The organism is Rhizobium sp. NXC24, from assembly GCF_002944315.1.
Taxonomy (GTDB): Bacteria; Pseudomonadota; Alphaproteobacteria; order Rhizobiales; family Rhizobiaceae; genus Rhizobium.
Genome location: NZ_CP024311.1, coordinates 1,951,413 through 1,973,917 on the forward strand (window position 1 = coordinate 1,951,413; position 22,505 = coordinate 1,973,917).

Here is a 22,505-nt window from a genome sequence, read left to right on the forward strand (position 1 = left end):
TCTGATCAGATTCCCTCGCTTGTCGCGTTCGGCAGGATCTGCACGCCGTTGATCTTATAACTGCCATCGGGCTGACGGGCGATCTGATAGATCGCCGTCCAGTCCTTGCCGTCCGTGCCGGTGATCAGCACTTCCTGATAGACGACCGCGCCGTTGTCGATGGCGCGGCTCTTGCCGAAGGCGTAGTTGCCTGGGTGATAGACCGGCTGATAGCTCTTCTTCACCATGGCGAAGAAGCTGTCCTTGTCCGGAAAAAGCGCCTTGATGCCGGGGGCAGCGAAGGAATAGGCCGAATCCGCATCATTGTGCAGGAAAGCTTCGATCTGTTCCTGAATCAACGTCTGCGCCGATTGCACGGGGTCTTCCGCTCGTGCGCCGGGGCGAGGGCGAGGGTAATGCAGAGGGCGGCTGCAAGAGATAAAGCGCGCATGGACGATCTCCGGCAATATCCAGGAGAGCATAGCGCGCTTTATGCCTTTGCAGAAGGGATGCAGAGTATCGCAGGGATCAGCTATGTAGTCGCCGAAGCCCGGAGAAGCCGAACCCGATCATTGCCAGCGGCGGAACAGAGCACTGGCATTCACGCCGCCGAAACCGAAACCGTTGGAGATGGCATATTCCATTGCCATCGGCCGAGCTGTTGCGCCAACAATATCGATACCGTCGGCCGCCGCGTCCGCCTCCTGCAGATTGCGGGTCGGAGGCGCAATCTGGTCGCGCAACGCCATGATGGTGAAGACCGCTTCCAGGCCGCCGGCAGCGCCAAGAAGATGGCCCGTCGCTGCCTTCGTGCCGCTGACGGCGATGCCGCCGTCGCGGCCGAATACCGTTTTGATCGCTTCCATTTCGCCACGGTCGCCGACCGGCGTTGAGGTGGCGTGGGCATTGAGGTGCTTGACCTCACTGGGAGAAATCCGCGCCTGCGACAGTGCCGCCAGCATCGCCCGGCGCGCCCCGTCGCCATCTTCCGGACCGGCGGTCATATGATAGGCATCGGCGGCGGTACCATAGCCGACGAGTTCGGCGAGCGGCGTAGCGCCGCGGGCGAGAGCGTGGTCCAGTGTCTCGATTACCAGCATGCCGGCGCCTTCGCCCATGACAAAACCGTCGCGGCCGGCGTCGAAGGGGCGAGAGGCTTCCTCCGGCCGGTTGCTGAAGCCGGTGGAGAGCGCCCGTGCCGCGGCAAAGCCGCCGAGGCTGACCTTGTCGATGCAGGCCTCCGCGCCACCGCAGATCGCGACATCGGCTTCACCGGCACGGATGAGCCGCGCCGCATCGCCAATCGCCTGGACACTTGCCGCACAAGCGGTTACCGGCGCGCCGAGCGGCCCCTTATAGCCATAGCGAATGCTGACCTGGCCGGCTGCCAAATTGACGAGGAATGAGGGGACGGTGAAGGGCGACAGCCGCCGCACGCCGCGCGCCTCGGCAGTGCGCACCGCGTCGGCAATTGCCGGAAAGCCGCCGATACCGGAGGCGATGACCGTGGCGGTGCGTTCGAGTTCTGCGGGATCGGTCGGCTGCCAGCCGGCTTGCCTGATTGCTTCTTCTGCGGCCGCCATGGCGAAGAGGATGAAGCGATCCATCTTCTTCTGGTCCTTCACCGGCACGTAGCGATCGGCATCGAACCCGGCTTCGCTATCCTCCTCAAGGCTCGGCACGACACCACCGACCTTGGCGGCCAGATCGCCGACCATCGTCTCCGGCAGAAGCCTGAGGCCCGAGCGCCCTTCGACCAGCCGCTTCCAGGCGGCATTGACGCCGACGCCCAGCGGCGAAACCAGTCCCATGCCCGTTACGACGATTCGATCCATAATGGAGTACTCCTATCTTTATCAGGCGTCGAAGCCCAGGAACCATGCCTTCATCTGCGCGATCCGTTCATGCACGGCCTCGTCGGCCGCCGGTCCGGGAACCAGAATCGTATCTTCGGGATGAAAAGCGCGGCCGGTTACGCGGTCGATGAGAAGGGGATCGCGATCCTCACCCGTCGCCGGGTCGACCAGCCGCATGGCAACCTCCTCGGGCGGCAAATGCCGGTTGCCCCAGGTAAACAGCGCCATGAGAACGGGAAAGAAGTCGCGCCCCTTTTCCGTCAGCACGTATTCGTAGCGTGGCGGCCGCTCATTGTAGAGGCGGCGTTCGAACAGGCCCTCGTCCGTCAGATGTTTCAGCCGCCGCGTCAGGATATTCGGCGCAACACCAAGATTCTTCTGGAATTCATCAAAGCGCGTCAGACCCTGAAGCGCATCGCGCAAGATCAGAATGCTCCACCAGTCGCCGACGCTTTCGAGCGCACGGGCGGCAGGACATTTGAAGGCGCTGAAGCTTGTTCTCTGCATGGCCGAGGCGAATAGCATGAGTTACTATCATCATGCAAGTCACTAGGCTTGAATGGCGGGGTGTCTCGCTAAACAGCGTTACGGAAGCTCGGCCAAGGGCTTGAGTTTTCCTTGGTATCTGAAGGAAATGAGAAAAATATAGATCAATAATAAGAGAAACGGTGTTGAGCGGACAATGGCGACCCATACGTCGGTTGACGCATACAGGGCTAAGAATGCGTCTAGCGCTGCCAAAGCCAATGCCCACGCAAAAAGCATCAAGTAGATTTCACGCCACACCTCGCCCGTAAATAATGAGCTTTTCTCGAACAATATTGTTCTGGCAAGGGATCTCCAGAAGGCAAGAACAAGGAAAATCAGCGCAAAATATGTGGCTCGCAAGACCGGTTCGAGCTTTATGCTGAATTCCGTGCGTTCGACGAAATGTTGAAAGATCTGATCTGGAGCGCCGTTAAATATCACGCCTCCGATGAGTACGATCAGACAAACTCTCCACAGTATCGACAACGAGGCCTTTGCATAGCGTCTGAAAAATGTGATCAACGCTTCAGTCTCCAGGTCTTCAGTTTTAAAAGCGAACTGCTAGGTGCGCGATTCCACTGGCACCGAAGCACTCACTTCCTCCTCCGGAATATCGTCGAAGGACGCATAATTGAGGTTATAAAGCTTCGAATAGAGCTTGCCATTGGCCATGAGCTGATGGTGATTGCCGCTCTCGATCAATTGGCCGTTCTGCAGGACGATGATGCGATCGGCCTCGCGGATGGTGGCGAGGCGGTGAGCGATCACAAGGCCGGTGCGTCCCTCGAGCAGCTTCACCAGCGCCTTCTGGATCAGCATTTCGGTATAGCTGTCGATGTTCGCGGTTGCCTCGTCGAGCACGAGTATCTTCGCGTCGGCGACAAGGGCGCGGGCAAAGCTGACAAGCTGGCGCTGGCCGAGCGACAAGCCGCTGCCACGTTCACCGAGAACGGTATCGTAGCCATCGGCAAGCCGCATGATGAACTCATGCGCACCCACCGCCTTTGCGGCCTCGACGATCTCTTCGCGCGTCGCTTCAGCCTTGTTGTAGCGTATGTTCTCCAGCACGGTGCCGGTGAACAGGAATGGCTCCTGCAGCACCATTGCGATCTGTCGGCCGAGCGAATCCTGGGTGAGGGAGCGCACATCATGGCCGCCGACGAGCACCTGACCCTGCTGCACCTCGTAGAAACGATGGATCAAGGCCATGGAGCTCGATTTGCCGGAGCCGGTCGGGCCGATCAGAGCTACAGTCTCGCCGGGATTGACCTTGAAGCTGACATTCTTCAACACCGGATGCTTCGGATCATAACCGAAGACGACGTCCCGGAATTCGACCGAGCCGTCCATATCCGCCGACAGCACCTTGGCGTCCGGCGCATCCTTGATATCGACGGGCACGTCGAGCACGTCCGTCAGCCGCTGGCCGGAGGCCATGGCGCGCTGCATGACGGAATATTGCATGGTGAGCGAGCGGATAGGGTCGAAGAAGCGCTGAATGTAGAACAGGAAGGCGACCATGACGCCAACGTCGAGCCTGTGGTTCAGCACCATCGAACCGCCCACGATGATGACGATGGCCATCGCCATGCCCGTCAGCGTATCGACGATCGGCACCATGATCTGTGCGTATCTCGCGGCGGTCAGATGTGCCTTGAGGTTGGTATATGCCTTATCGTCGAAGAGACCGAAATTGACGCTCTGCCGGTGCATGCCCTGAACGGCGCGCACTCCATGGATCGCCTCGGCCAAGGCGCCATTGGTGACGGAGTTTGTCTCATGCGCGTTCATGAAGGCGACGCGTGCCTTCGGAAGCCAGAATAGGCGGACAACGAAAAGGATCGGCATGACCGATAGCGTCAGCAGGCCAAGCCGGAAATCGAGCGAGAGAATGACGATGACGATGCCGAAGAGCAGGGCAATATCGCCGACGGAAAGCACCGATGTTTCAAGGAATTCCTGCATGGAGTTGACGTCGCCCTGCAGGCGCGACATCAACCGGCCGACTTCGGTCTTGTCCATGAAGGAGAGTGATACCCGCTGCAGATGCGCAAACATCGCCCGGCGGATATCGAAGAGCACTTCCTCCGCGACCTGGCCGACAAAGGTCTCCTGCACATAGCTGGCAGCATAATTGACGAGAATCGCCGCCGTGAAGATCGCCAGGGCCAGCCAGAGCGCCGAATAGTTGGTCGCGCCAGGCGCCATCGCGTGATCGATCGCATAGCGGATGACGAGCGGGATGACGATCTGCGACCCGGTGAAGAGAAGCACGGCTCCGACGGAAATGTAGATCTGGCGGCGGTAGGGGCTGACGAACGCCCAGATGCGGCGGATGATCTTGCCGTCGAAGACCTTGCCGAAAATCTCTTCCTCGACGCGATGGGAGCCGACCACAGCGCGGGGAGGGCGGCGCCCGTCTTCGCGCACGTCGTTGCGTTCGGTTTCAATGGTTTCCGACATCGTCAGGCCTCCCTTTTCGCCGCTACGACCCTGGAGACATCGCTGTCCGGGCGGACCTGCAGGTCGTACAGCGCCTTGTACCGCCCACCGGCAGCAAGGAGCTGCTCGTGGGTTCCACGCTCGACGATCTCACCGTCTTCGACAAACAGGATCTGGTCGGCATGCATCAGCGAACTCAGGCGATGGGCGACAACGAGGGTCACCCGATCGCGGGCAAACCGCTTCATGGCGCTGCGGATGCGTTGCTCGGTTGCGGCGTCAATGGCAGCGGTCGAATCATCGAACACCATCACCGCTAGCTTCAGCATCAACGTGCGGGCGATCGTCAAACGCTGGCGCTGGCCGCCGGAAAGCGACACGCCGCGTTCGCCGACGACGGTGGTATAGCCGGCCGGCAGGCCGAGAATATAGTTGTGCAGTTGGGCGGATTCGGCGGCGCGCTCGATGCGCTGTTCCTTCGCCCAGGGATCGCCGTAGGCGATATTATTTTCGATGCTGGTCGTGAACAGGAAGGAATCCTGCTGCACGACGGCCACCGACTGGCGCAGCGACTGCAACGTCGCCTTGCGGATATCCTGGCCGTCGATCGTGATCCGTCCGGATGTGACGTCATAGAAGCGCGGGATCAGATGCGCGATGGTGGATTTGCCGCTGCCGGGCGGGCCGACAATGCCGATCGTTTCGCCGCGCTTCGCCTCGAAGCTGACATTCCTGAGGATGGGGCGGTTTTCCGAGCCGGGATAGGTGAAGCCGACACTTTCGAAGCGCAGAACGCCGTCCGTAACGGCAAGCGGCTTGGCGTCCGGCGCATCTTTGATGGCGATGTCGAGGTCGAGCAGGGCGAACAGCCGCGAGCCGCAGGTCGATGCGCGGGCAAACGCGTTGACCATCAGGCCGAGCTGGCGCACCGGCATCTGCAGAATGGTCATGAAGGTCAGGAACGAGGCGAGGGTGCCGACACTGATCTCGCCCGCAATCACCTTGGTGCCGCCAACCCAGAGCACGAGGCCCATGGCGGCGAAAAAGGAGAAGTTCATGGCGCTGGTATTGACGACGCGGATACCGACGCGTTTGTGAGCAAGGGTGAGCGCATTGTGCGAGGCCCTATCGAACTTCATCAGTTCGTGGGCCTGCGCCGCGAAGGCGCGCACGACACGAATGCCGCCGAGGTTTTCCTCCATCACGCGGGTCAGCACCGATAGCCGTTCCTGCAGTTCGAGCCAAGTCGAACGCAATCTGAGCTGTGTCACGGAGGAACGCCAGGCAACGAAGGGCACGAAGCTCAGCGCCAGGAGCCCGAGCAGGACATCGGTCGACAGCAGCATGTAGGCGCCGACGCCGATCAGCATGGTGAGTAGCACCATGCGCACCAGCGCCGTCGAAAAATACATGCGCACGCCTTCGAGATCGAGCAGGCCGACGGTAATCAGATCGCCGGAATGCACATTGTCGTGGAAGCTGAAGGAGAGCTGCTGGATCTTTTCATAGCAGGCGAGCCGCAGCTCGTAGCCCATGTGGTGTCCGACGGCTTCGCTGAAATAGTTCTGCACCATCGTGAAAAGGCCGCGCAGGATGCTGACGATCAGCAGGAGTAGGGCGGTCGTCAACAATGCATTTTCCGCGAGCTGGCCGGCCGCGCCGCCGGCAACCACCGTTTGTGTTTGATCGACCGCGCGGCCGAGCAGGCGCGGGATCGAGAGCTGCAGCGTCGCCGCAACGAATGTTGCGCCGATCGCCAAGCCGGTCTGCCAGGGATGGCGCAGCGTCATATGCGTGATCCGCACGATGGTGGAGAGACCCCGACCCCAACCAGCCGCATTGACATGCGCCAACGAAGCCAATGGCTTCGCCGCGCTTCTTGATGAATCGCTGCTCACGCTCTTATCCAGGCATTTTTGAACGAGGCGGGCCCGAAATCGGGTTCGGATCGCAAAGGGAATATTGGTAGGACGAATGTCGCCGATTCCGGACCGTCATTCAAGAGTCAAATGGTCACAAGTGCCACCTGGGCGTTAGATTGCGTGTTCGGCGATGGGCGGTATTCGACTGTGTCGCGCGGCGCAATTCGAGCTCGGACCTGAAAAGCTTCGGACAAAAATTTCAAGCGTCTGTCGGTTTCACCTGGAGAGAAACGTCCTCGGATCGACAAACCCAAACTCAAGGAGGACATCATGCGCAGGATCATCGCAGCCACATTCATCAGCCTCGACGGGGTCATGCAGGCGCCGGGCGCTCCGGAGGAGGATCCGACCGGCGGATTTCGGTTCGGTGGCTGGACGTTTCCCTATTTCGACGAAGCGACGGGTTCAGCCCTGGGCCAGATATTCGGCAAGCCCTTCGACCTGCTGCTTGGCCGCAAGACCTACGATATCTTTGCTGCTTATTGGCCCTATGCCGGCGAAGATGACTCTATCGGCGTGTTGTTCAACAAGGTCACCAAATATGTTGCGACCCGCGGCGATATCAGGCTTGATTGGAACAACAGCCAATCGCTCGGAACTGACGTTACGGCAGCGCTGACCGAGCTTAAGAAAGGCGAGGGGCCGGATCTCCTGATCCAGGGGAGCGGCAACCTTATTCAGACCCTGCTTCGTCACGGATTGATCGACGAATATACGGTGCTGACCTTCCCTGTGCTGCTTGGCAAGGGCAAAAAGCTGTTCGCCGAGGGAACGGTTCCGGCCGCGCTGAAACTCATCCGCTCGCAATCCTTCCCGAGCGGCGTCATCATGGCGACTTACGAGCCAGCCGGTGACGTCAAGACCGGTTCCTTTGCCCAGCAGGCCCCGTCTGAGGCCGAGATCCGGCGCCGTCAGAGCTTGGAATAGCCTGCAGATGATAGCACCATCCCGCCATACCCGCGTCCGTCGGGCATGGCGGACTTTGCCGTACTTCAGCCGGAAACATCGGAGATGAGGATGCAGCTCGCCACCGCATTTTCGCCAATCGTGGCGTTGCGATTGGCTCCCGACCTCGCAACCCGAACCATTCCGGAGAACATTTATGACAGACGCCGCGGCATCCTCGAAACTGCGCATCGCCGTGCTTTTTGGTGGGCGTTCCGCCGAGCACGACGTCTCGGTGCTGTCTGCGACGAATGTCATGCGTGCCCTGCAGCCGGCCAAATACGATGCCGTGCCCATCTTCGTCACCCGCGAGGGAAAGTGGCTCCTGAGCTCTTTCGAGGACGGCAAACTGTCGACGCCGGAGAGCGGGACAGAAGTCTGTCTTGTGCCCGGTGGGCGCGGACGGATGATCGCGATTCCGGCTGGCTATAGCCCCCGCGACCTGCCGAAGATCGATATCCTGTTTCCCGTCCTGCATGGGCCGCATGGCGAGGATGGCTCGTCCCAGGGGCTTGCCGAAGTCGCCCGGGTGCCGCTTGTCGGATGCGGTATCCTCGGTTCGGCGGTTGCGCTGGACAAGGACATCGCCAAGCGGCTGCTGAACCAAGCAGGTCTGGCTACGGCGCGAGGAGTCACCATTCACGAGACCGGCGCGCCTTCCTTCGCCGATCTCGAACGCATGCTCGGACTGCCCGTGTTCATCAAGCCGGCGCGTCAGGGATCGTCGGTCGGCGTCAGCAAGGTTATGACGGCCAGTGAATATGAAGCAGCGCTCGCGGAAGGCTTCAAGCATGACCGCAAGCTGCTTGCGGAGGAGTTCATCCGAGGCCGCGAGATCGAATGCAGCGTGCTGGAGGATACGGCAGGCAATCTCTTCGTTTCGCGTCCTGGCGAAATCGTGCCGGCAGAAAGTCATGGTTTTTATAGCTACGACGCAAAATATATCGACGAGAACGGCGCGGCTTTGAAAGTGCCGGCTGAGCTGCCGGAGGAGATCGAGCGCCGGCTCCGCGAGACGGCAGGCAATGCCTTCCGGGCGGTTGGCTGCGATGGCATGGCGCGCGTCGATTTCTTCGTGACCGCGGACATGCAGTTTCTCGTCAACGAGATCAACACGATTCCCGGTTTCACCGATATCAGCATGTATTCCAAAGCCATGGCGGCGAGCGGCATCAGCTATGCGGAGACCATCGACCGGCTTGTGGCGCACGGGCTGGCACGCGCCGCGCGATAAGTCATAGTGCGGCGCCGCTGCGAAATTTCTGAATTTCTGCGGCGGCGGCAAGCTAAGGAGGGAAGAACGTTGTTGCAGTTCGAACTGGAACGTTCCCAGCTACAAACGATGTCAAAGCTGATTAGAGGAGCGACGTGTTCAGCCAGTTAGAAATGCGCCACTGGTTCTGCCGGTAGCCCCCGATCCGACCGGCTGGGCCGGGTTGAAAGGGCGGAGCGGGGGCGGGTGATAACGCTCCCCTTCGACTTTAGCTTTCTCAGTAGCAATTGTTCTGTCGTCGGCTGATACTCCTCTACACCGCATGGGGCGGATAGGGATCGAAGCCGCACGATGCTTCCGGAAATCAACCTGCAAGGTGACGTCGATGTCGCCGCGCTGTCACCTCTTCTTCGCGGCATGCTTCTGTCCGTTGCCTATGCTGACGGTGAGGGTGGCATAGGATTGACGGCGACCGGCGCCATGAACCGCAAATTCGTGCATTGGGCCGCTGTGAACTTCCTCTGGCCCGACTTCACGGCCGAAGACCTCTACAGCATGAACAAAGTGCTGAACGAAAACGACATGCCGCCGCTCTGGGTCGTGCGGGACATGACCCGCCATCTGAAGCTTCTTCGCCGGAAAAAGGATGTGCTGCTGCCAACCAGACGTGGCCGCGAGTTCCTGATGAACCCGCAGGCCTTCTTCGATCTCGTCGCCACGGATTATCTCTATTCCTATGTCCACGCCACCGAGCGCAAAGAAGAGGTCCAAGCTCGGTTAGGTTGGTGGCGCATGTTCCTCAATCTTCTCAATATCAAGGCGAGAGAGGGCTGCACGCCATTGGACGTTGTAAAAATCCTCTATCCAGACATGGCACCTCTGTCCGACACCGAAATGACCCTGGAAGCCTGGGAGCTCAAATCCGATCTCCAATATGGTGTCCTGCGGCGCCTGTGCTGGCTGGGCCTGCTTTATGAGGCACGAGAAGGGCTCACGCTTCTTCAAGACGGAGCCTTCCATAAGACGCCGCTTTGGTCCGCCTGCCTGCAGCTGGAATCAGATACGCAAAGCGACATCGGCGTGCACTGACGATCTTTATTCCGCCGCTGGTTGCCTCAATAACGCTTTCTCTCGCCGGGCAATCACCGCGGGATCGTTCATGTAATCTGTCCTCGGCTTGCGGCCACGCTTCTGATAGCCGTTCGCCGTGCTGCCGTCCCGAATGCCGAACATATGATCCGTCTGCCCGGTGCGGCGAGGGCCGCTCTTGCTCCGTTGCTGTTCTCGTCCAGCCTGCATCTCGGCGACGATCGACAGCATGTCGTCCAGACGCTTGTTCTCGACGACTTCCGGCCGATGGACCGACCGCAGCTTGTCAAAGGTTCTGTAGGGTAGGGCAAAACTCTCGTGCATGATCTCGAGACGACCGTCCGGATAATCGCAGACAATCACCTTTTGGCCGGCCAAGGGTCTGGAAACGTCGGTCGGATCGAGAATGAACAGCACCTTGTCGTAGCGCAGCGTCAAAGCCTGCGACAGCGTGCGAACTTCCTTGCGGCACATGGCGCCATCAAGGTTCTCGTGATCGGCCAACGGCCGGTGCATGTCCTTCGGATTGCGCGGCTGTTTGCCGAAACGCGCGTTGAAATCCGTAATGAACTCAGGTGCATAGGCGTTGGCTTCCTCGATCGTGTCAATGCCGCGAAGCCGCATCTCCTTGACCAGCCGATCCTGCAATGTCTGGTTGGCACGTTCCACCCGGCCCTTGGCCTGCGGGGTGTTGGCACAGATGATGTCGATGTTCAGCTCATAGAGCGCCCGGCCGAATTGTGTCAGGCCGCTCGTCCGGTCCTTCTCCGACGCATGGGTCGAACGAAAGACGCCGTGCTTGTCGCTGTAGAAGGCCAGCGGTTTGCCCCATTGCTGCAGATAGGCCTTGGTCGCGTGCAGATAGTCGAATGTGTTCTCCGATCCGGCAAACCGTAGATGTAGCAGCTTGCCGGTCGCGTCATCGATATAGACGAGCAGGGCACATTTGGGCCCACGGTTCTCGAACCACCAGTGATGCGAGCCATCGATCTGCACCAGTTCGCCAAAGCAATCACGTCGACCGCGTGGCTGGAAAACCCGTTTCTTGCGTTCTCTGCGTGAGACCCAGATACCAGCCTCGGTCATCCATTGCCGCAGCGTCTCCTTGGCGACAGAGATCCGGTGCAGCTCGATCAGCTTCTCACGCGCCAGCGTCGGGCCGAAATCCAGATAGCGTTCGCGGATCAGATCCAGCGCCGCATTGCGAAATTCCTCGCTGTGACGCCGGTTGCTCGGTTGAGATCGCTTCTTCGAAACGAGCCCGGCTGGACCATCCAGGTCATAAGCCTGCAGCAGCCGATGCACCTGACTTCGACTGAGGTCGAGCAGTTCGGCAGCCTGGACAACGCTCAGGCGTTCGTCACGGATCTTCTGGATGACTTCGAGGCGATGCAACTCTTTCTGCGACATAGTGATCAAACAGGACATGACGACTCCGACCGCTCATGGTCTCGACCAGGCTGAAGGTCGTCATCCTTGCTCCCAACCTTGGCATTGACCAGAACGTCGAGAGGCGAGACTGTCGCATCTCTAACTGGCCCAACTGTCGCATTACTAAATAGCCGCTACAAACGAAAGTCAGATAAGATAGATTATGGAACAAAAATCGATATCAGGCGAGTGAGCTGAACTCGCCTCAAGCCGCCTTTACGCGGATGATCTGGGCTCCGGTCTTCTCGGCCAAGGTTTTGGGATCGCAAGCAAAGATGCTGTCTGGCCGTCCTGCTGCGCACCAAACCTGGTCGTAGCCCAACAGGCTTTCGTCGATGAAAACCGGCAGCTTCACACGATGGCCGATCGGGCCGACGCCGCCGATGGCGAAGCCGGTTTCGTCGCGGACGCGGTCGATGTCGGCGCGCTTGAGGCGCAGCCCGCAAGTGGTCGCGATATATGCCGTATCGGCATTGTGGGCGCCGGAAACAAGGAGCAGCGTCAGGCCGTGGGTCTCCGCATTGACGAAGACCAGCGATTTGACGATCTGGCCGACGGCGCAGCCGGCCGCCTTGGCCGCTTCTTCGGCTGTGCGGGTCGATTGCTCCATGCGCTTGATGACGATGTCGAGGCCGAGATCGCGGGCCGCCTGTTCGACGCGTTCCAGACTTGAAAGCTTTTTGCTGTCCTCGCTCATAGATCATCATCCTCCACATCGAGTTCGATCCGCATCTGGTCGTAAGCCGGCTCGACATTCTCAGGTGTTTCCGCAAGCACGGTCGCGTAGTCGAGTGGTGTGTGCATATGCGTCAGGATCGCGCGGCGTGGCTGCAGCCGTTCGATCCAGGCGAGCGATTGTTCCAGCGAGAGATGGCTTGGATGCGGCCGGTATTGCAGCGCATCGATGATCAGGACGTCGAGATCTTGAACTCTCTCGACAGATTCCGCTGGGAAGTCGCTGATATCGCTGCAATAAGCAAGGCTGCCGATGCGAAAGCCAAGCGAGTGGATGTCGCCGTGCTGCTGCCTGTGCGGCCAGAAGCTGATCGGACCGCCCGGCCCTTCGACCGTGAAACTCTTGTCCAGGCTTTCGATGATGATCGGCCGGACGATCGGCGGATAGTTACTGCCTGGCGGCGTCTCCAGACAATAGCCGAAGCCCTCGCGGATGCGGTCCATGGTCGGCTGATCGGCATAGATCGGAATGCGCTCATGCGAATTGTGGAAGAAACCACGCAGGTCGTCGATGCCGTGAATATGGTCGGCATGGGCGTGCGTATAGAGCACCGCATCGACAGAGCCGACGCCAGCGCGGATCATCTGCTCGCGAAAATCCGGGCCGGTATCGACGACGACGGTGGTGATGCCGCCATCCGGCGCGATCTGCTCGATCATGAAGGCAGCACGCGTGCGCCGGTTTTTCGGATTCTTCGGGTCGCAGGCGCCCCAATCGCCGGTAATGCGCGGCACCCCCGGCGACGACGAGCAGCCCAATATGGTGAAGCGCCGCCGGTGTGTCACGCCGTCAGACCCTCGTCATGCGGGAGAAGCAGCGGAACGCATTCTGGGTGGTGATCTCTGCGATCTCGTCCATGCTGACGCCGATCGTATCCGCCAGCACCTCGGCTGTGTTGACGACGTAGGATGGCTCATTGCGTTTGCCGCGCCAGCGCTTCGGCGCAAGGTATGGCGCATCCGTCTCGACCAGCAGCCGGTCATGCGGGATCGTTTTGGCGATCTCGCGCAGCTCTTCCGATTTCGGGAAGGTCAGAATACCGGAGAAGGAAATATAGCCGCCAAGCTCGACGCCGGTGCGGGCGAGGGCCGGGCCGGAGGAGAAGCAATGCAGGATGAAGGGGAAGGCCCCCTTCCCTGTTTCCTCGGTCAGGATCGCGGCCATGTCCTCATCGGCGCTGCGGCTGTGAATGACCAGCGGCAGCTTCGTTTCGCGTGCGGCCGCGATGTGGCGCAGGAAGCCGGTCTTCTGATCTTCCGGCTTGACGGTATCGTAGAAATAATCGAGACCCGCCTCGCCGATCGCGACGATCTTCTCGTGCTGGTTTGCCAGCCGCACAAGGTCTTCCGTCTGGATATCCAGTTCCTGGTCGGCGCTGTTCGGATGCGTGCCGACCGAGCAGAAAACCGAGGGATAGCGCTCTGTTATCGCAAGCAATCCATCGAGCTTTCTGACCTTGGTCGAGATGGTGACCATCTGCTTGACGCCAACCTCATGGGCGCGCGCGACGATCGCGTCGCGTTCCTCCGCGAAGTCGGCAAAATCCAGATGGCAATGCGTATCGATCAACATGGCAGTAGAAAAACCTTATTCGACTTCCGGCGCCACATAGCGCGGGAAGACGGGCTTGGGCGCTTCCAAGGGCGTTCCGGGGATAAGGCGGCCGGCCTCGCCGAGCGCCGCGAAATCGCGCTTGTCGGCGGGAATAGCGATCAGATCCAGCAGCTTGGCAGAAGACTCCGGCATGAAGGGCTGCAAGAGAATGCCGATCTGGCGGACGACATCGGCGGTAACGTAGAGCACGGTCGCCATGCGAGCCGGATCGGTCTTCTTCAGTGCCCAAGGCTCTTGGCCGGCGAAATAGCGGTCGCTTTCGGAGACGACGGCGATGATCGAAGCCAGCGCGCGGTGGATGAGCTGCTTGCCCATGTCCTCGCGCGTGGAGGCCAGCAGCGCATCGGCCTGCGCCAGCAGCGCCTTGTCCACGTCGGTCAGCTCTCCGCATTCTGGGATCTTGCCGTCGCAATTCTTGACGATCATCGAGAGCGACCGGCTGGCGAGATTGCCGATGCCGTTGGCAAGATCGGAGTTGATGCGGGTGCCGATCGCCTCTTCGCTGTAGCTGCCGTCCTGGCCGAAGGAGACTTCGCGCAGGAAGAAATAGCGCACCTGGTCGAGGCCGAAATGGTTCACCAGATTGACCGGATCGACGACGTTGCCGAGCGACTTCGACATCTTCTCGCCCTTGTTGAGCAGGAAGCCATGGGCATAGACGCGCTTCGGCAGCGGCAGCTTGGCCGACATCAGGAAAGCCGGCCAGTAGACGGCGTGAAAGCGGATGATGTCCTTGCCGATGATGTGCACATCGGCCGGCCAGTATTTCGCCCGCGGATTGTTCCGGTCCTCGATATAGCCGGTCGCCGTGATGTAGTTCGTCAGTGCATCGACCCAGACATACATGACATGGGCGGGATCGTTCGGCACCTTGATGCCCCAGTCGAACGTCGTGCGTGAAATCGACAGGTCCTTGAGGCCTGATTTGACGAAAGAGATCACCTCGTTGCGGCGCTCGGCCGGACCGATGAAATCGGGGTTCTCCTCGTAGTGCTTCAGCAGTCGGTCTTGGTATTCCGAGAGCTTGAAGAAGTAGCTCTCCTCCTGCACCCATTCTACCGGCGTGCCCTGAGGCCCGTAACGGACGCCATCGGCGCGAAGCTCGGTCTCATTTTCCTGGTAATAGGCCTCGTCGCGCACCGAATACCAGCCGGCATAGGAATCCTTGTAGATGTCGCCGGCATCGGCCATCAGGTTCCAGATGTTCTGCGAGGTCTCGTGATGGCGGGCCTGCGTCGTGCGGATGAAGTCGTCATTCGAGGCATTGAGCAGCTTGCCCATGGCCTGGAACTCGTCCGAATTGCGGTCGGCTAGCTGCTGTGCCGTCAGGCCTTCGGCGCGCGCCGTCTGCTGCATCTTCTGGCCGTGTTCGTCCGTGCCGGTCAGGAAAAAGACATCGAGCCCGTCCAGCCGCTGGAAGCGCGCCATGGCGTCGGTGGCAATCAGCTCATAGGCATGGCCGATATGCGGCTTGCCGTTGGGGTAAGCGATCGCAGTGGTGATGTAGAACGGGGTCTTGTCGGTCATATCAGGCAATGGTCCGGTTTACGGTTTCGTCATTGTTATTCTTGCACTCGCTCGCTTTAGCGCATGTTTGCTGGGAGTGAAACACCAAGTTTCGCGCTCGCAGCATTCCACGTTCCGTGGACGTCCTCGCTTGACTCGATCCAGCCCCGGCTTTACCCCTTCAGAAAACAAAAGCGCAGGACAGGGACCGCCGTGAATACTATTTCCATTTTTAATAGCCTGTCCAACGGCTTGAAGGGGCCGTGGCTTTGATTTTTCCGGCCGCGTTTCAACCCCTTTATTCCTTTTCCGGTTTCTTCGTCGGCATGCTGGTGGGTATCACCGGCGTCGGTGGCGGGTCGTTGATGACGCCATTGCTGGTTCTGTTGTTCGGTGTGCATCCGGCCACCGCCGTTGGCACGGACCTCCTTTATGCCGCGATCACCAAGACCGCGGGCACCGCGGTTCATGGCATGCACGGGCGGGTGAACTGGAAAGTGGTGGGCTTGCTCGCCTCCGGAAGTGTGCCCGCCGCGCTTGCGATGCTGTGGATCATGGCGGGCGTCAATCGCGAGAGTCCGGCGGTTGCCCATACGATCACGGTGTCCCTGGGCTGTCTCCTGTTTCTGACGTCGTTGATGCTGATCTTTCGCGGCCAGGTGCTGAGCGCCATCCGGAAATGGCGAGGCGAGCGCGGGACGCTTTCGCCGCGTAGCATCGCGCTGCTGACGCTCGTCCTTGGCTTTGTGCTCGGCACCCTCGTCACCATGACCTCCGTCGGCGCCGGCGCGCTCGGCGTCACCGTGCTGCTGGTGCTCTATCCGCATCTCGATGTGCGCGAGATCGTCGGCTCGGATATCGTCCATGCCGTACCGCTGACATTGATCGGCGGCATGGGTTACTGGTTCATCGGCGAGATTAACTGGACGATGCTGTTTGCACTGCTGCTCGGCTCGGTTCCCGGCATCGTTGCCGGCAGCCTGCTGGCGCCGCGTTTGCACGAACGGATAATCAGGACGGTGCTTGCCGTCACCTTGATGATCGTCGCCTGGAAATTACTCTTTCCCTAAATGGAAAGCTGCTGCTTGAGCTCGCCGAGAATCGTGATGATCGTCTGCTTGCGATCGAGATTGTAGGCCTGCGATACGGTGAGCCGCTCGGTGACGTCAGAATAGAGGCGAGCGAGTCTTTCGGCCACAGTGAGGCGTCCCTCCAGCGCCGCCGCCCTCGCCCGCGCCATGATGTCGTCGCCGATATGGGACACGAAGAATCCGAAGATCGTGTCGCTTTCCTTCGCCGACAAGGCATCGGCGAGGCGATGCATTGCCCGGCGCGCCGCAGGCCCATCCGTTGAGATGACCTGCTCGTAGGCCGCAACGATTTCGCCACCGCCATAGTTCAGCAGTTTCAGAGCCTCGCCGACGCTCCCCTTGGCCGCGGCAAGCAGGTCCGCACCCTGCCCCGGCGACAGGCTGATACCAAGATGCGCAAGCGCGTTCCCTAGAGCATCGTCGCTCAGCGGCGTCAGCCTCAGTGGCAGGCAGCGCGAGCGGATGGTCGGCAGCAGCTTGCCCGGCGCGTGCGACAGCACGAGGAACAGTGCCCGCTTCGGTGGCTCCTCGAGGATCTTCAATATGGCATTGGCAGCGCTTCGATTGAGATCATCGGCCGGATCGATGATGACGATACGCCAATTGCCCGTGCCGGAGGTCTGTGAGAAGAACTTGCCGGCGCGGCGCACCTCATCGACAGTGATCGCAGACTTTACCTTTCCGGTCTTGTCGTCGACGGGACGGGCAAGATGCAAGAGATTGTGCGAGGCACCGCCGGAAATCTGCCGACTGATGGCGGAAGCCGGATCGGGGTCGCCGATCATTTCCGGCGCCATGGCGGGGTCGGGATGAGACAGAACATGATTGGCAAAACGAAAGGCAAGCGTTGCCTTGCCGATGCCTTCTGGCCCCTCGATCAGGACGGCATGGTGACCTTTGCCCGAGCGATAGGATTGCGACAGGAAGGCTTCCGCCTCCTCGTGGCCGAAGAGACGGGTGTTATCCTGGGGCGGAATCGCACCATCGAGAACCCCTGGCCGATCTTCGCTCATTGCGCCACTTCCGGTCTGATGGACGGCATATCGTCTGCCGATGTCAGCCGTTCTTCGACTATGCTGGCAATTTCATTGGCAATGGCATCTTCGGAGCGCTGCGCATCGATGACGTGACAACGGCCCGGATCGCGCGCGGCAATATCGAGAAAGGCTTCCCGACGCTTCTCATGCGTCTGCATTTCTTCTTTTTCGAAGCGATCCGGTGCGGCACTGGCCGAAGCACGCTTGCGGGCCCGCTCCAGGCCGATTTTGGCGGGAATATCAAGGATCAGCGTACAGTCCGGCACCACGCCGTTGACCGCGACACGCTGCAGCGCCTCGATGAAATCAGGTTCGAGATTTCCTGTTATGCCCTGATAAACGCGCGAGGAATCCATGAAGCGGTCGCAAAGCACGATCGTGCCGCGCGCAAGCGCCGGGCGGATGACCTCTTCGACATGATCGTTGCGTGCCGCGGCGAACAGGATCGCCTCCATGCGCGTGCCGAACATTTCCGCCGCGCCCGAAAGCAGCACATGGCGTACGGCCTCCGCCCCCGGCGAGCCGCCCGGTTCGCGCGTCACCAGGACGTCATGACCGAGCCCGCGCAACCGTTCCGCCAGGCGGCGAATCTGGGTCGATTTACCGGCCCCTTCCCCGCCTTCAAAGCTCACGAACAATCCGGTTGCATCAGCCAATGATCATGTCCTGCACTTGTTTTCCGCATTTTTGCCGTAGCGTGACGTGTGCCCTGTTTAACTCAAGATGCGCGCTCGTGAAACCACGCAAAGCATCTGAGCCTGACATTCTATATAGGCTGTAAACAAGGGAATTCACGAGGCGGGAAACAATCAAGTCGACGTCGGGGTGTCCCAAAGCCAGGAGAACAGCAGCGATTCCGTCAGCTCCATGAAAGCATCGAAAGCGCGGCTGCTGAGCGTTCCCTGGGCGACGGCATCCTTTGTATAGAGGGGCAATTCGCGCAACAGCCGTGCGCCGGAAAAGACGCGGAGCGTTCCCGCTTCGTAGCCGACGGCGACCGGTGCCGTCAGCGGCCACCGATAGACGATGCGGGCCGACAGGCGGTCGGGATTGTTGAGCGGCACATAGACATCGACCGGTACCTTGGCGATGAGGCCGACCGTCGACTCCGCGCCGCCATAGACGCTGGCGTCGCCGATCACCTCGCCATCGGCAAAGATGCGCTGGCTCTTGAAGTTGCTGAGGCCCCATTCCAGCACGCGGCGGGTTTCCTCGGTGCGTTCCTTGTCCGTTTTCAAGCCGCCGAGCGCCAGGAACAGCCGTCGGCCGCCGCGCTGGATGGAGGCGACGATCGAATAGCCCTCGCCCTCGGTAAAGCCGGTGCCGAGGCCGTCGACGCCGATGTTCAGGGGGAGCAGCGGATTGCGGTTGCGCTGGTAGATCTTGTTCCAGGTAAAATCCGCCTGGCCGAAATATTTGTAGAGATCGGCGTGTTTCTCCTGCAGGTCCTGTGCCAGCGTCACCAGCTCGTGCACCGAAATCTTGCTGCCGTCATTGGGGTCGTCAGGGTCCGGAAGGCCGGTCGAATTGGTAAAGACCGCTCTCGGCATGCCGATCTCGCGCGCATGCGCCGTCATGCGCCGGGCGAATTCCTTTTCATTCACGGACATGCCTTCGGCAAGGATCATGCAGCCGTCATTGGCCTGCTGCACGGCGACGCCCTGGATCAGATCGCCGACGCGCACGCGCGATTTCAGGGCGGCGAACATGGTCGATGCACGCGACGGTGCACCGCCCTTGCGCCAGGCGTTTTCGGAAACGGGATATTCCGTATCAAGCGAAATCTCCCCTCGCCCGACTGCATCGAAGACGACATCCATGGTCATTAGCTTCGCAAGCGAGGCCGGGGAAATCGGTTGATTCTCATCCTTGGCAAGCAGGATCGTGCCGGTGGAGGCTTCGATCATGAAGGCCTGCGCGGCCTTGGTGTCGAAAGCCGGCGCCGGCGCCTGTTGGGCGACGGCCGGCAGGCACTCAATTCCGATAAGGAAGAAGGAAAACGCGAAAAACAGGCGTCTCAACATGCCGGCTCCCCAATCCGTTCGACCCCGAAATCATATTAGCCCAGGGGTGAAGATTCAGGCAATGACGCCGATTATTCGACTTGCGTTTGAGCTTGATGCTGACGGTGATAGGCGGAGAGGATCGACTCCTGCGTCAGCCCGTCATTGCGCACCATGACAGCGTCGAAAGCGAGATTGACGTAGACTGTCTTGACCGGTGCTTCCTGGTAGGCAGCGACCGTGGAGGCGAGCGACGGCGCATCAAGGCTCGCCATGCCCGGTGCGAAATCCGGACGCTCGTAGGGAATGGGGCCAATAGTAGGCAATACGACCAGCGTTGGCTCGGCAGGATCGACCGACGGCATGGCGCCGCCGTTCCAGGTCATCGGCGGCGGATTGTTGCGCTTGTTGCCACTATAGGACGCTGTCGGCGTGGAGCCGGCAAAGGCGGTTGCCGAATAAGGCGATTGCTGCGGGATCGGCGCAAGCGCCGGCGCAGCACTCGCGGTGTTGAAGCTGCGCTGCTGGCGGCTGGGCTGGCGGATATTGTCCGAATCCGGCAGTTGGTCGGCGGTAATGCGGCCATTCGAAGCGACCATTACGCCCGTTGCGATCTGGCCGCCGGGATTGATGCTCGGCAGGCGCGAGCCCTTCGGAATGTAGGAGGCCATCAGATAGGGATCGTCGTGGCCGTCCATGCGGGCGCGGCCGACATATTGCACGCGCACGTCGCCGGTGCCGCTATGCTGCAGATCGAGGAGCTGCGCCGTCTTGTTGGAAAGGTCGATGATGCGGCCGGGATGATAAGGGCCGCGATCGTTCACGCGCACGATGATGGAGGAACCGGTTTCGACATTGGTGACGCGCGCATAGCTCGGCAGCGGAAAGGTCGGATGGGCGGCGGTGAGCGCCTGCTGGTCATAGACTTCGCCGTTTGCGGTCAGGCGTCCGTGAAAGGCCGAGCCGTACCAGGAGGCGATGCCGACCTTGTTATAGGCATAATCTTCCTTGGGATAATACCATTGGCCCTTGACCTCGTAGGGATTGCCGACCATGAAACGACCGCCGCCCTTCGGGATCGGTCCATTGAAGGCAACGCGCGGGCTCGCCTTAACGCCGTATTCTTTTTCGGAGAAATATTCCTTGCCATGCTGACGCTTCGTCGCAACCTGCTGAGAGGTTCCGCAGGCGGTAACGGTGGCGCACATCAGAGAGAGAGCAAACCAACGCATACCCGTTGCGTATGTCACCGCACGATTATCGAATTTCATCTGTCCCACGCCGTTAATCAAATTACTATGGCAAGGCATGCACCGGCATATCCCTCAACCGGTATCCTGCTACGCCTCAATCACCTAACGGTACTTTAATCATGATTGCATGTTGTCGAATTTGCGATCGGATTTGAGCGAATGTGGGTATTTCCGAAAATTATGGTTAATGAATGGTTAAAATGCGGCAGCTTCTGCGGTCGCATTTGATGCCAGTTTCGTTGCCGATCGACCGATAAGTGCAACTATTAATGAGCCATGGCGCCGATGATGTGCTGCAGCTTGTCCGGGTTGCGCGTGCAATAAATGGCAACGATCTTTTCCTGCTCGATGTGTAGAGCGGTCGTCTGCGCGACGTTGCCGCCTTCTACCGTTACGAAACCTGGCAAGCCATCGATGACGGCATAGTGGATCAGTTGCGACGGTTGCGTGCGGAAAATTCGCGCCAACTGCTCATGGAGCAGCATGACGGCCGCGAGACCGATGTGTGGCCGCCGCGATGTCGGTACCTTGCCGCCGCCATCGGCATAGACAACGACATCCTCGGCAAGCAAGGCTTGAAGAGCCGCCATGTCTCCCGTTCTCGACGCCGTAAAGAAGGCTGTGGCAAGCTTCAGCCCCTGCTCTCTGCCGACGGCAAAGCGTGGTCGGGTCTCGGCAACATGCGCCCTCGCCCGGCTTGCGAGCTTGCGGCAAGCGGGAGCTTCGCGGCCGATCGCCGAGGCAACGTCATCGAAATCCATGCCGAACACGTCATGCAGGAGAAAGGCGGCACGCTCCAGAGGCGACAGACGCTCCAGCGCCAGCATCAGGGGCAAGGTGATATCATCAGCGGCATCGCCGTCCTCCGGATCGAAGATGGGCTCTGGCAGCCAGGATCCCACATAGGACTCCCGGCGGCGACGCGCCGATTTCAGCTCGTTGAGGCAAAGTCTGGTGACGATGGTGCGAAGAAACGCAGCCGGCTCACGCACCGATGCACGATCAGTCGCCAGCCAGCGCAGCGAAGCATCCTGCACGATATCCTCCGCATCCGCCACGGATCCGAGCATTCGATAGGCAAGCCGGACGAGGCGCGGACGCAGCTCGGAAAAGATCGGGTCGGAGGGCGTTTCACTCATGGGCGGCCAGAGCGTATTGGAGGGGCGCGGCTTGGCGTCCGCGAACGAACTGCAGCGTCGTCAGCGCCACACGCCGCCCGAGATAGCGCGCTGTAGCGAGATCGGATGCTGGCGGCGCGGTCTCCGGGCCCTCATCCGTGTTCGCCTGTGCCGCCGCACCTACCCAGAAGCCGAGACGGTTCATATCCTCTTCGGAGCCGGTTGAAGAGCAGTTCGCCGGCGGAAGATCGAGACCAACCCAATGCATTCCGTGCTGTGCCGCAAAGACCACCATCTGCATCAACGTCGAGAGCTTGTCACCGGACCGTGACCCTGAGGTGGTGAAGCCGGCCGCGATCTTGTCCTTCCACAGATAACCCTTGGCGAGAACGGCATTCGACGTTGCCTCCTGGAACGCTTTAAACGACGCGGAAACCGCGCCCATATAGGTTGGCGACCCGAAGATGATTGCCTGCGCGGCATTGAGATCATCCCAGTGGCGATCCACCTTGTCCACCGTGAGCAGCAGGGCCTCGACGCCCTCGACCTCATCAACCCCCGCCTTCACGGCTTCCGCCTGCCGGCCCGTGTGCCCATAGCCGCTATGATAGACGATTGCGATACGCTGCCGGGTCATTGTCATCTCCTTCGAACATGGTGTTGCGAAGGAGATGACAAGGGATGGGGTCTGATTGTGACATGCCTTGGCACTTTTTTGACGGTAATTGGCTTGCCATCCTCT

At 60.3% G+C, this 22,505-nt stretch carries 20 protein-coding genes and 1 pseudogene; 4 read left to right on the forward strand and 17 right to left on the reverse strand.

Annotated elements, in window-relative coordinates; all coding sequences use genetic code 11:
- Nucleotides 1-5: 5 nt before the first annotated feature.
- The 6 genes and pseudogenes from NXC24_RS09595 to NXC24_RS09620 form a co-directional block, all read right to left on the reverse strand.
- Nucleotides 6-430, reverse strand: a pseudogene (locus NXC24_RS09595) (DUF4864 domain-containing protein).
- Between the two features lie 118 nt (nucleotides 431-548).
- Nucleotides 549-1,814 (reverse strand): beta-ketoacyl-ACP synthase II, encoded by a 1,266-nt coding sequence (gene fabF / locus NXC24_RS09600; RefSeq protein ID WP_104823066.1) that lies wholly within the window; start codon nucleotides 1,812-1,814, stop codon nucleotides 549-551.
- Between the two features lie 21 nt (nucleotides 1,815-1,835).
- Nucleotides 1,836-2,342 carry a helix-turn-helix domain-containing protein gene (locus NXC24_RS09605; RefSeq protein ID WP_104825093.1) on the reverse strand — a complete coding sequence of 169 codons (507 nt, stop codon included), beginning with the start codon at nucleotides 2,340-2,342 and terminating at the stop codon, nucleotides 1,836-1,838.
- Nucleotides 2,343-2,420: 78 nt separating this feature from the next.
- Nucleotides 2,421-2,885, reverse strand: a complete 465-nt coding sequence (locus NXC24_RS09610; RefSeq protein ID WP_104823067.1) for a hypothetical protein — start codon at nucleotides 2,883-2,885, stop codon at nucleotides 2,421-2,423.
- Between the two features lie 39 nt (nucleotides 2,886-2,924).
- Nucleotides 2,925-4,826 carry an ABC transporter ATP-binding protein gene (locus NXC24_RS09615; RefSeq protein WP_104823068.1) on the reverse strand — a complete coding sequence of 634 codons (1,902 nt, stop codon included), beginning with the start codon at nucleotides 4,824-4,826 and terminating at the stop codon, nucleotides 2,925-2,927.
- A gap of 2 nt (nucleotides 4,827-4,828) precedes the next feature.
- Nucleotides 4,829-6,703, reverse strand: coding sequence for an ABC transporter ATP-binding protein (locus tag NXC24_RS09620; protein WP_104823069.1), 1,875 nt, complete (start codon nucleotides 6,701-6,703; stop codon nucleotides 4,829-4,831).
- Between the two features lie 294 nt (nucleotides 6,704-6,997).
- Here NXC24_RS09620 and NXC24_RS09625 point away from each other — a divergent pair, with 294 nt between their 5' ends.
- The 3 genes from NXC24_RS09625 (at nucleotide 6,998) to NXC24_RS09635 (ending at nucleotide 9,974) form a co-directional block, all read left to right on the forward strand.
- Nucleotides 6,998-7,654, forward strand: a complete 657-nt coding sequence (locus tag NXC24_RS09625; RefSeq protein WP_104823070.1) for a dihydrofolate reductase family protein — start codon at nucleotides 6,998-7,000, stop codon at nucleotides 7,652-7,654.
- Between the two features lie 175 nt (nucleotides 7,655-7,829).
- Entirely contained in the window at nucleotides 7,830-8,906 is a 1,077-nt protein-coding gene (locus NXC24_RS09630; protein WP_104823071.1) for a D-alanine--D-alanine ligase family protein, read from the forward strand.
- 330 nt (nucleotides 8,907-9,236) lie between these two features.
- A complete protein-coding gene (locus NXC24_RS09635) occupies nucleotides 9,237-9,974 on the forward strand; it encodes a hypothetical protein (RefSeq protein ID WP_104823072.1) in 738 nt (245 codons plus the stop codon).
- 6 nt (nucleotides 9,975-9,980) lie between these two features.
- On the opposite strand, the gene NXC24_RS09640 is transcribed toward NXC24_RS09635, so the two are convergent.
- From NXC24_RS09640 to metG, 5 genes are all read right to left on the reverse strand, one after another.
- Complete coding sequence (locus tag NXC24_RS09640) at nucleotides 9,981-11,402, reverse strand: ISNCY family transposase (RefSeq protein WP_104823073.1); 1,422 nt, start codon at nucleotides 11,400-11,402, stop codon at nucleotides 9,981-9,983.
- 208 nt (nucleotides 11,403-11,610) lie between these two features.
- Nucleotides 11,611-12,102 carry a YbaK/EbsC family protein gene (locus tag NXC24_RS09650; RefSeq protein ID WP_104823075.1) on the reverse strand — a complete coding sequence of 164 codons (492 nt, stop codon included), beginning with the start codon at nucleotides 12,100-12,102 and terminating at the stop codon, nucleotides 11,611-11,613.
- Entirely contained in the window at nucleotides 12,099-12,926 is an 828-nt protein-coding gene (locus NXC24_RS09655) for an MBL fold metallo-hydrolase (RefSeq protein ID WP_104823076.1), read from the reverse strand. Before NXC24_RS09655 ends, NXC24_RS09650 begins: the two co-directional genes overlap by 4 nt.
- A 4-nt stretch (nucleotides 12,927-12,930) precedes the next feature.
- Entirely contained in the window at nucleotides 12,931-13,713 is a 783-nt protein-coding gene (locus NXC24_RS09660) for a TatD family hydrolase (RefSeq protein ID WP_104823077.1), read from the reverse strand.
- Between the two features lie 15 nt (nucleotides 13,714-13,728).
- Nucleotides 13,729-15,282, reverse strand: a complete 1,554-nt coding sequence (gene metG / locus NXC24_RS09665; protein ID WP_104823078.1) for a methionine--tRNA ligase — start codon at nucleotides 15,280-15,282, stop codon at nucleotides 13,729-13,731.
- A gap of 248 nt (nucleotides 15,283-15,530) precedes the next feature.
- On the opposite strand from metG, the gene NXC24_RS09670 reads away from it, so the two are divergent.
- On the forward strand, nucleotides 15,531-16,331 hold the full coding sequence (locus tag NXC24_RS09670; protein ID WP_104825094.1) for a sulfite exporter TauE/SafE family protein: 801 nt from the start codon (nucleotides 15,531-15,533) through the stop codon (nucleotides 16,329-16,331).
- On the opposite strand, the gene NXC24_RS09675 is transcribed toward NXC24_RS09670, so the two are convergent.
- From NXC24_RS09675 to NXC24_RS09700, 6 genes are all read right to left on the reverse strand, one after another.
- Nucleotides 16,328-17,365: a DNA polymerase III subunit delta' gene (locus tag NXC24_RS09675; protein WP_104823079.1), complete on the reverse strand. Its 1,038-nt coding sequence runs from the start codon at nucleotides 17,363-17,365 to the stop codon at nucleotides 16,328-16,330. The two genes, NXC24_RS09670 and NXC24_RS09675, sit on opposite strands and share 4 nt — an antisense overlap.
- Nucleotides 17,362-18,045 (reverse strand): dTMP kinase, encoded by a 684-nt coding sequence (gene tmk, locus NXC24_RS09680; protein ID WP_104823080.1) that lies wholly within the window; start codon nucleotides 18,043-18,045, stop codon nucleotides 17,362-17,364. Before tmk ends, NXC24_RS09675 begins: the two co-directional genes overlap by 4 nt.
- Nucleotides 18,046-18,198: 153 nt before the next feature.
- Nucleotides 18,199-19,413: a D-alanyl-D-alanine carboxypeptidase family protein gene (locus NXC24_RS09685; RefSeq protein WP_104823081.1), complete on the reverse strand. Its 1,215-nt coding sequence runs from the start codon at nucleotides 19,411-19,413 to the stop codon at nucleotides 18,199-18,201.
- 71 nt (nucleotides 19,414-19,484) lie between these two features.
- Nucleotides 19,485-20,663: a septal ring lytic transglycosylase RlpA family protein gene (locus tag NXC24_RS09690; RefSeq protein ID WP_104823082.1), complete on the reverse strand. Its 1,179-nt coding sequence runs from the start codon at nucleotides 20,661-20,663 to the stop codon at nucleotides 19,485-19,487.
- 248 nt (nucleotides 20,664-20,911) lie between these two features.
- On the reverse strand, nucleotides 20,912-21,784 hold the full coding sequence (locus NXC24_RS09695; RefSeq protein WP_104823083.1) for a sigma-70 family RNA polymerase sigma factor: 873 nt from the start codon (nucleotides 21,782-21,784) through the stop codon (nucleotides 20,912-20,914).
- On the reverse strand, nucleotides 21,777-22,400 hold the full coding sequence (locus NXC24_RS09700; protein ID WP_104823084.1) for a flavodoxin family protein: 624 nt from the start codon (nucleotides 22,398-22,400) through the stop codon (nucleotides 21,777-21,779). The genes NXC24_RS09695 and NXC24_RS09700 overlap by 8 nt, the downstream gene beginning before the upstream one ends.
- Nucleotides 22,401-22,505: the final 105 nt, after the last annotated feature.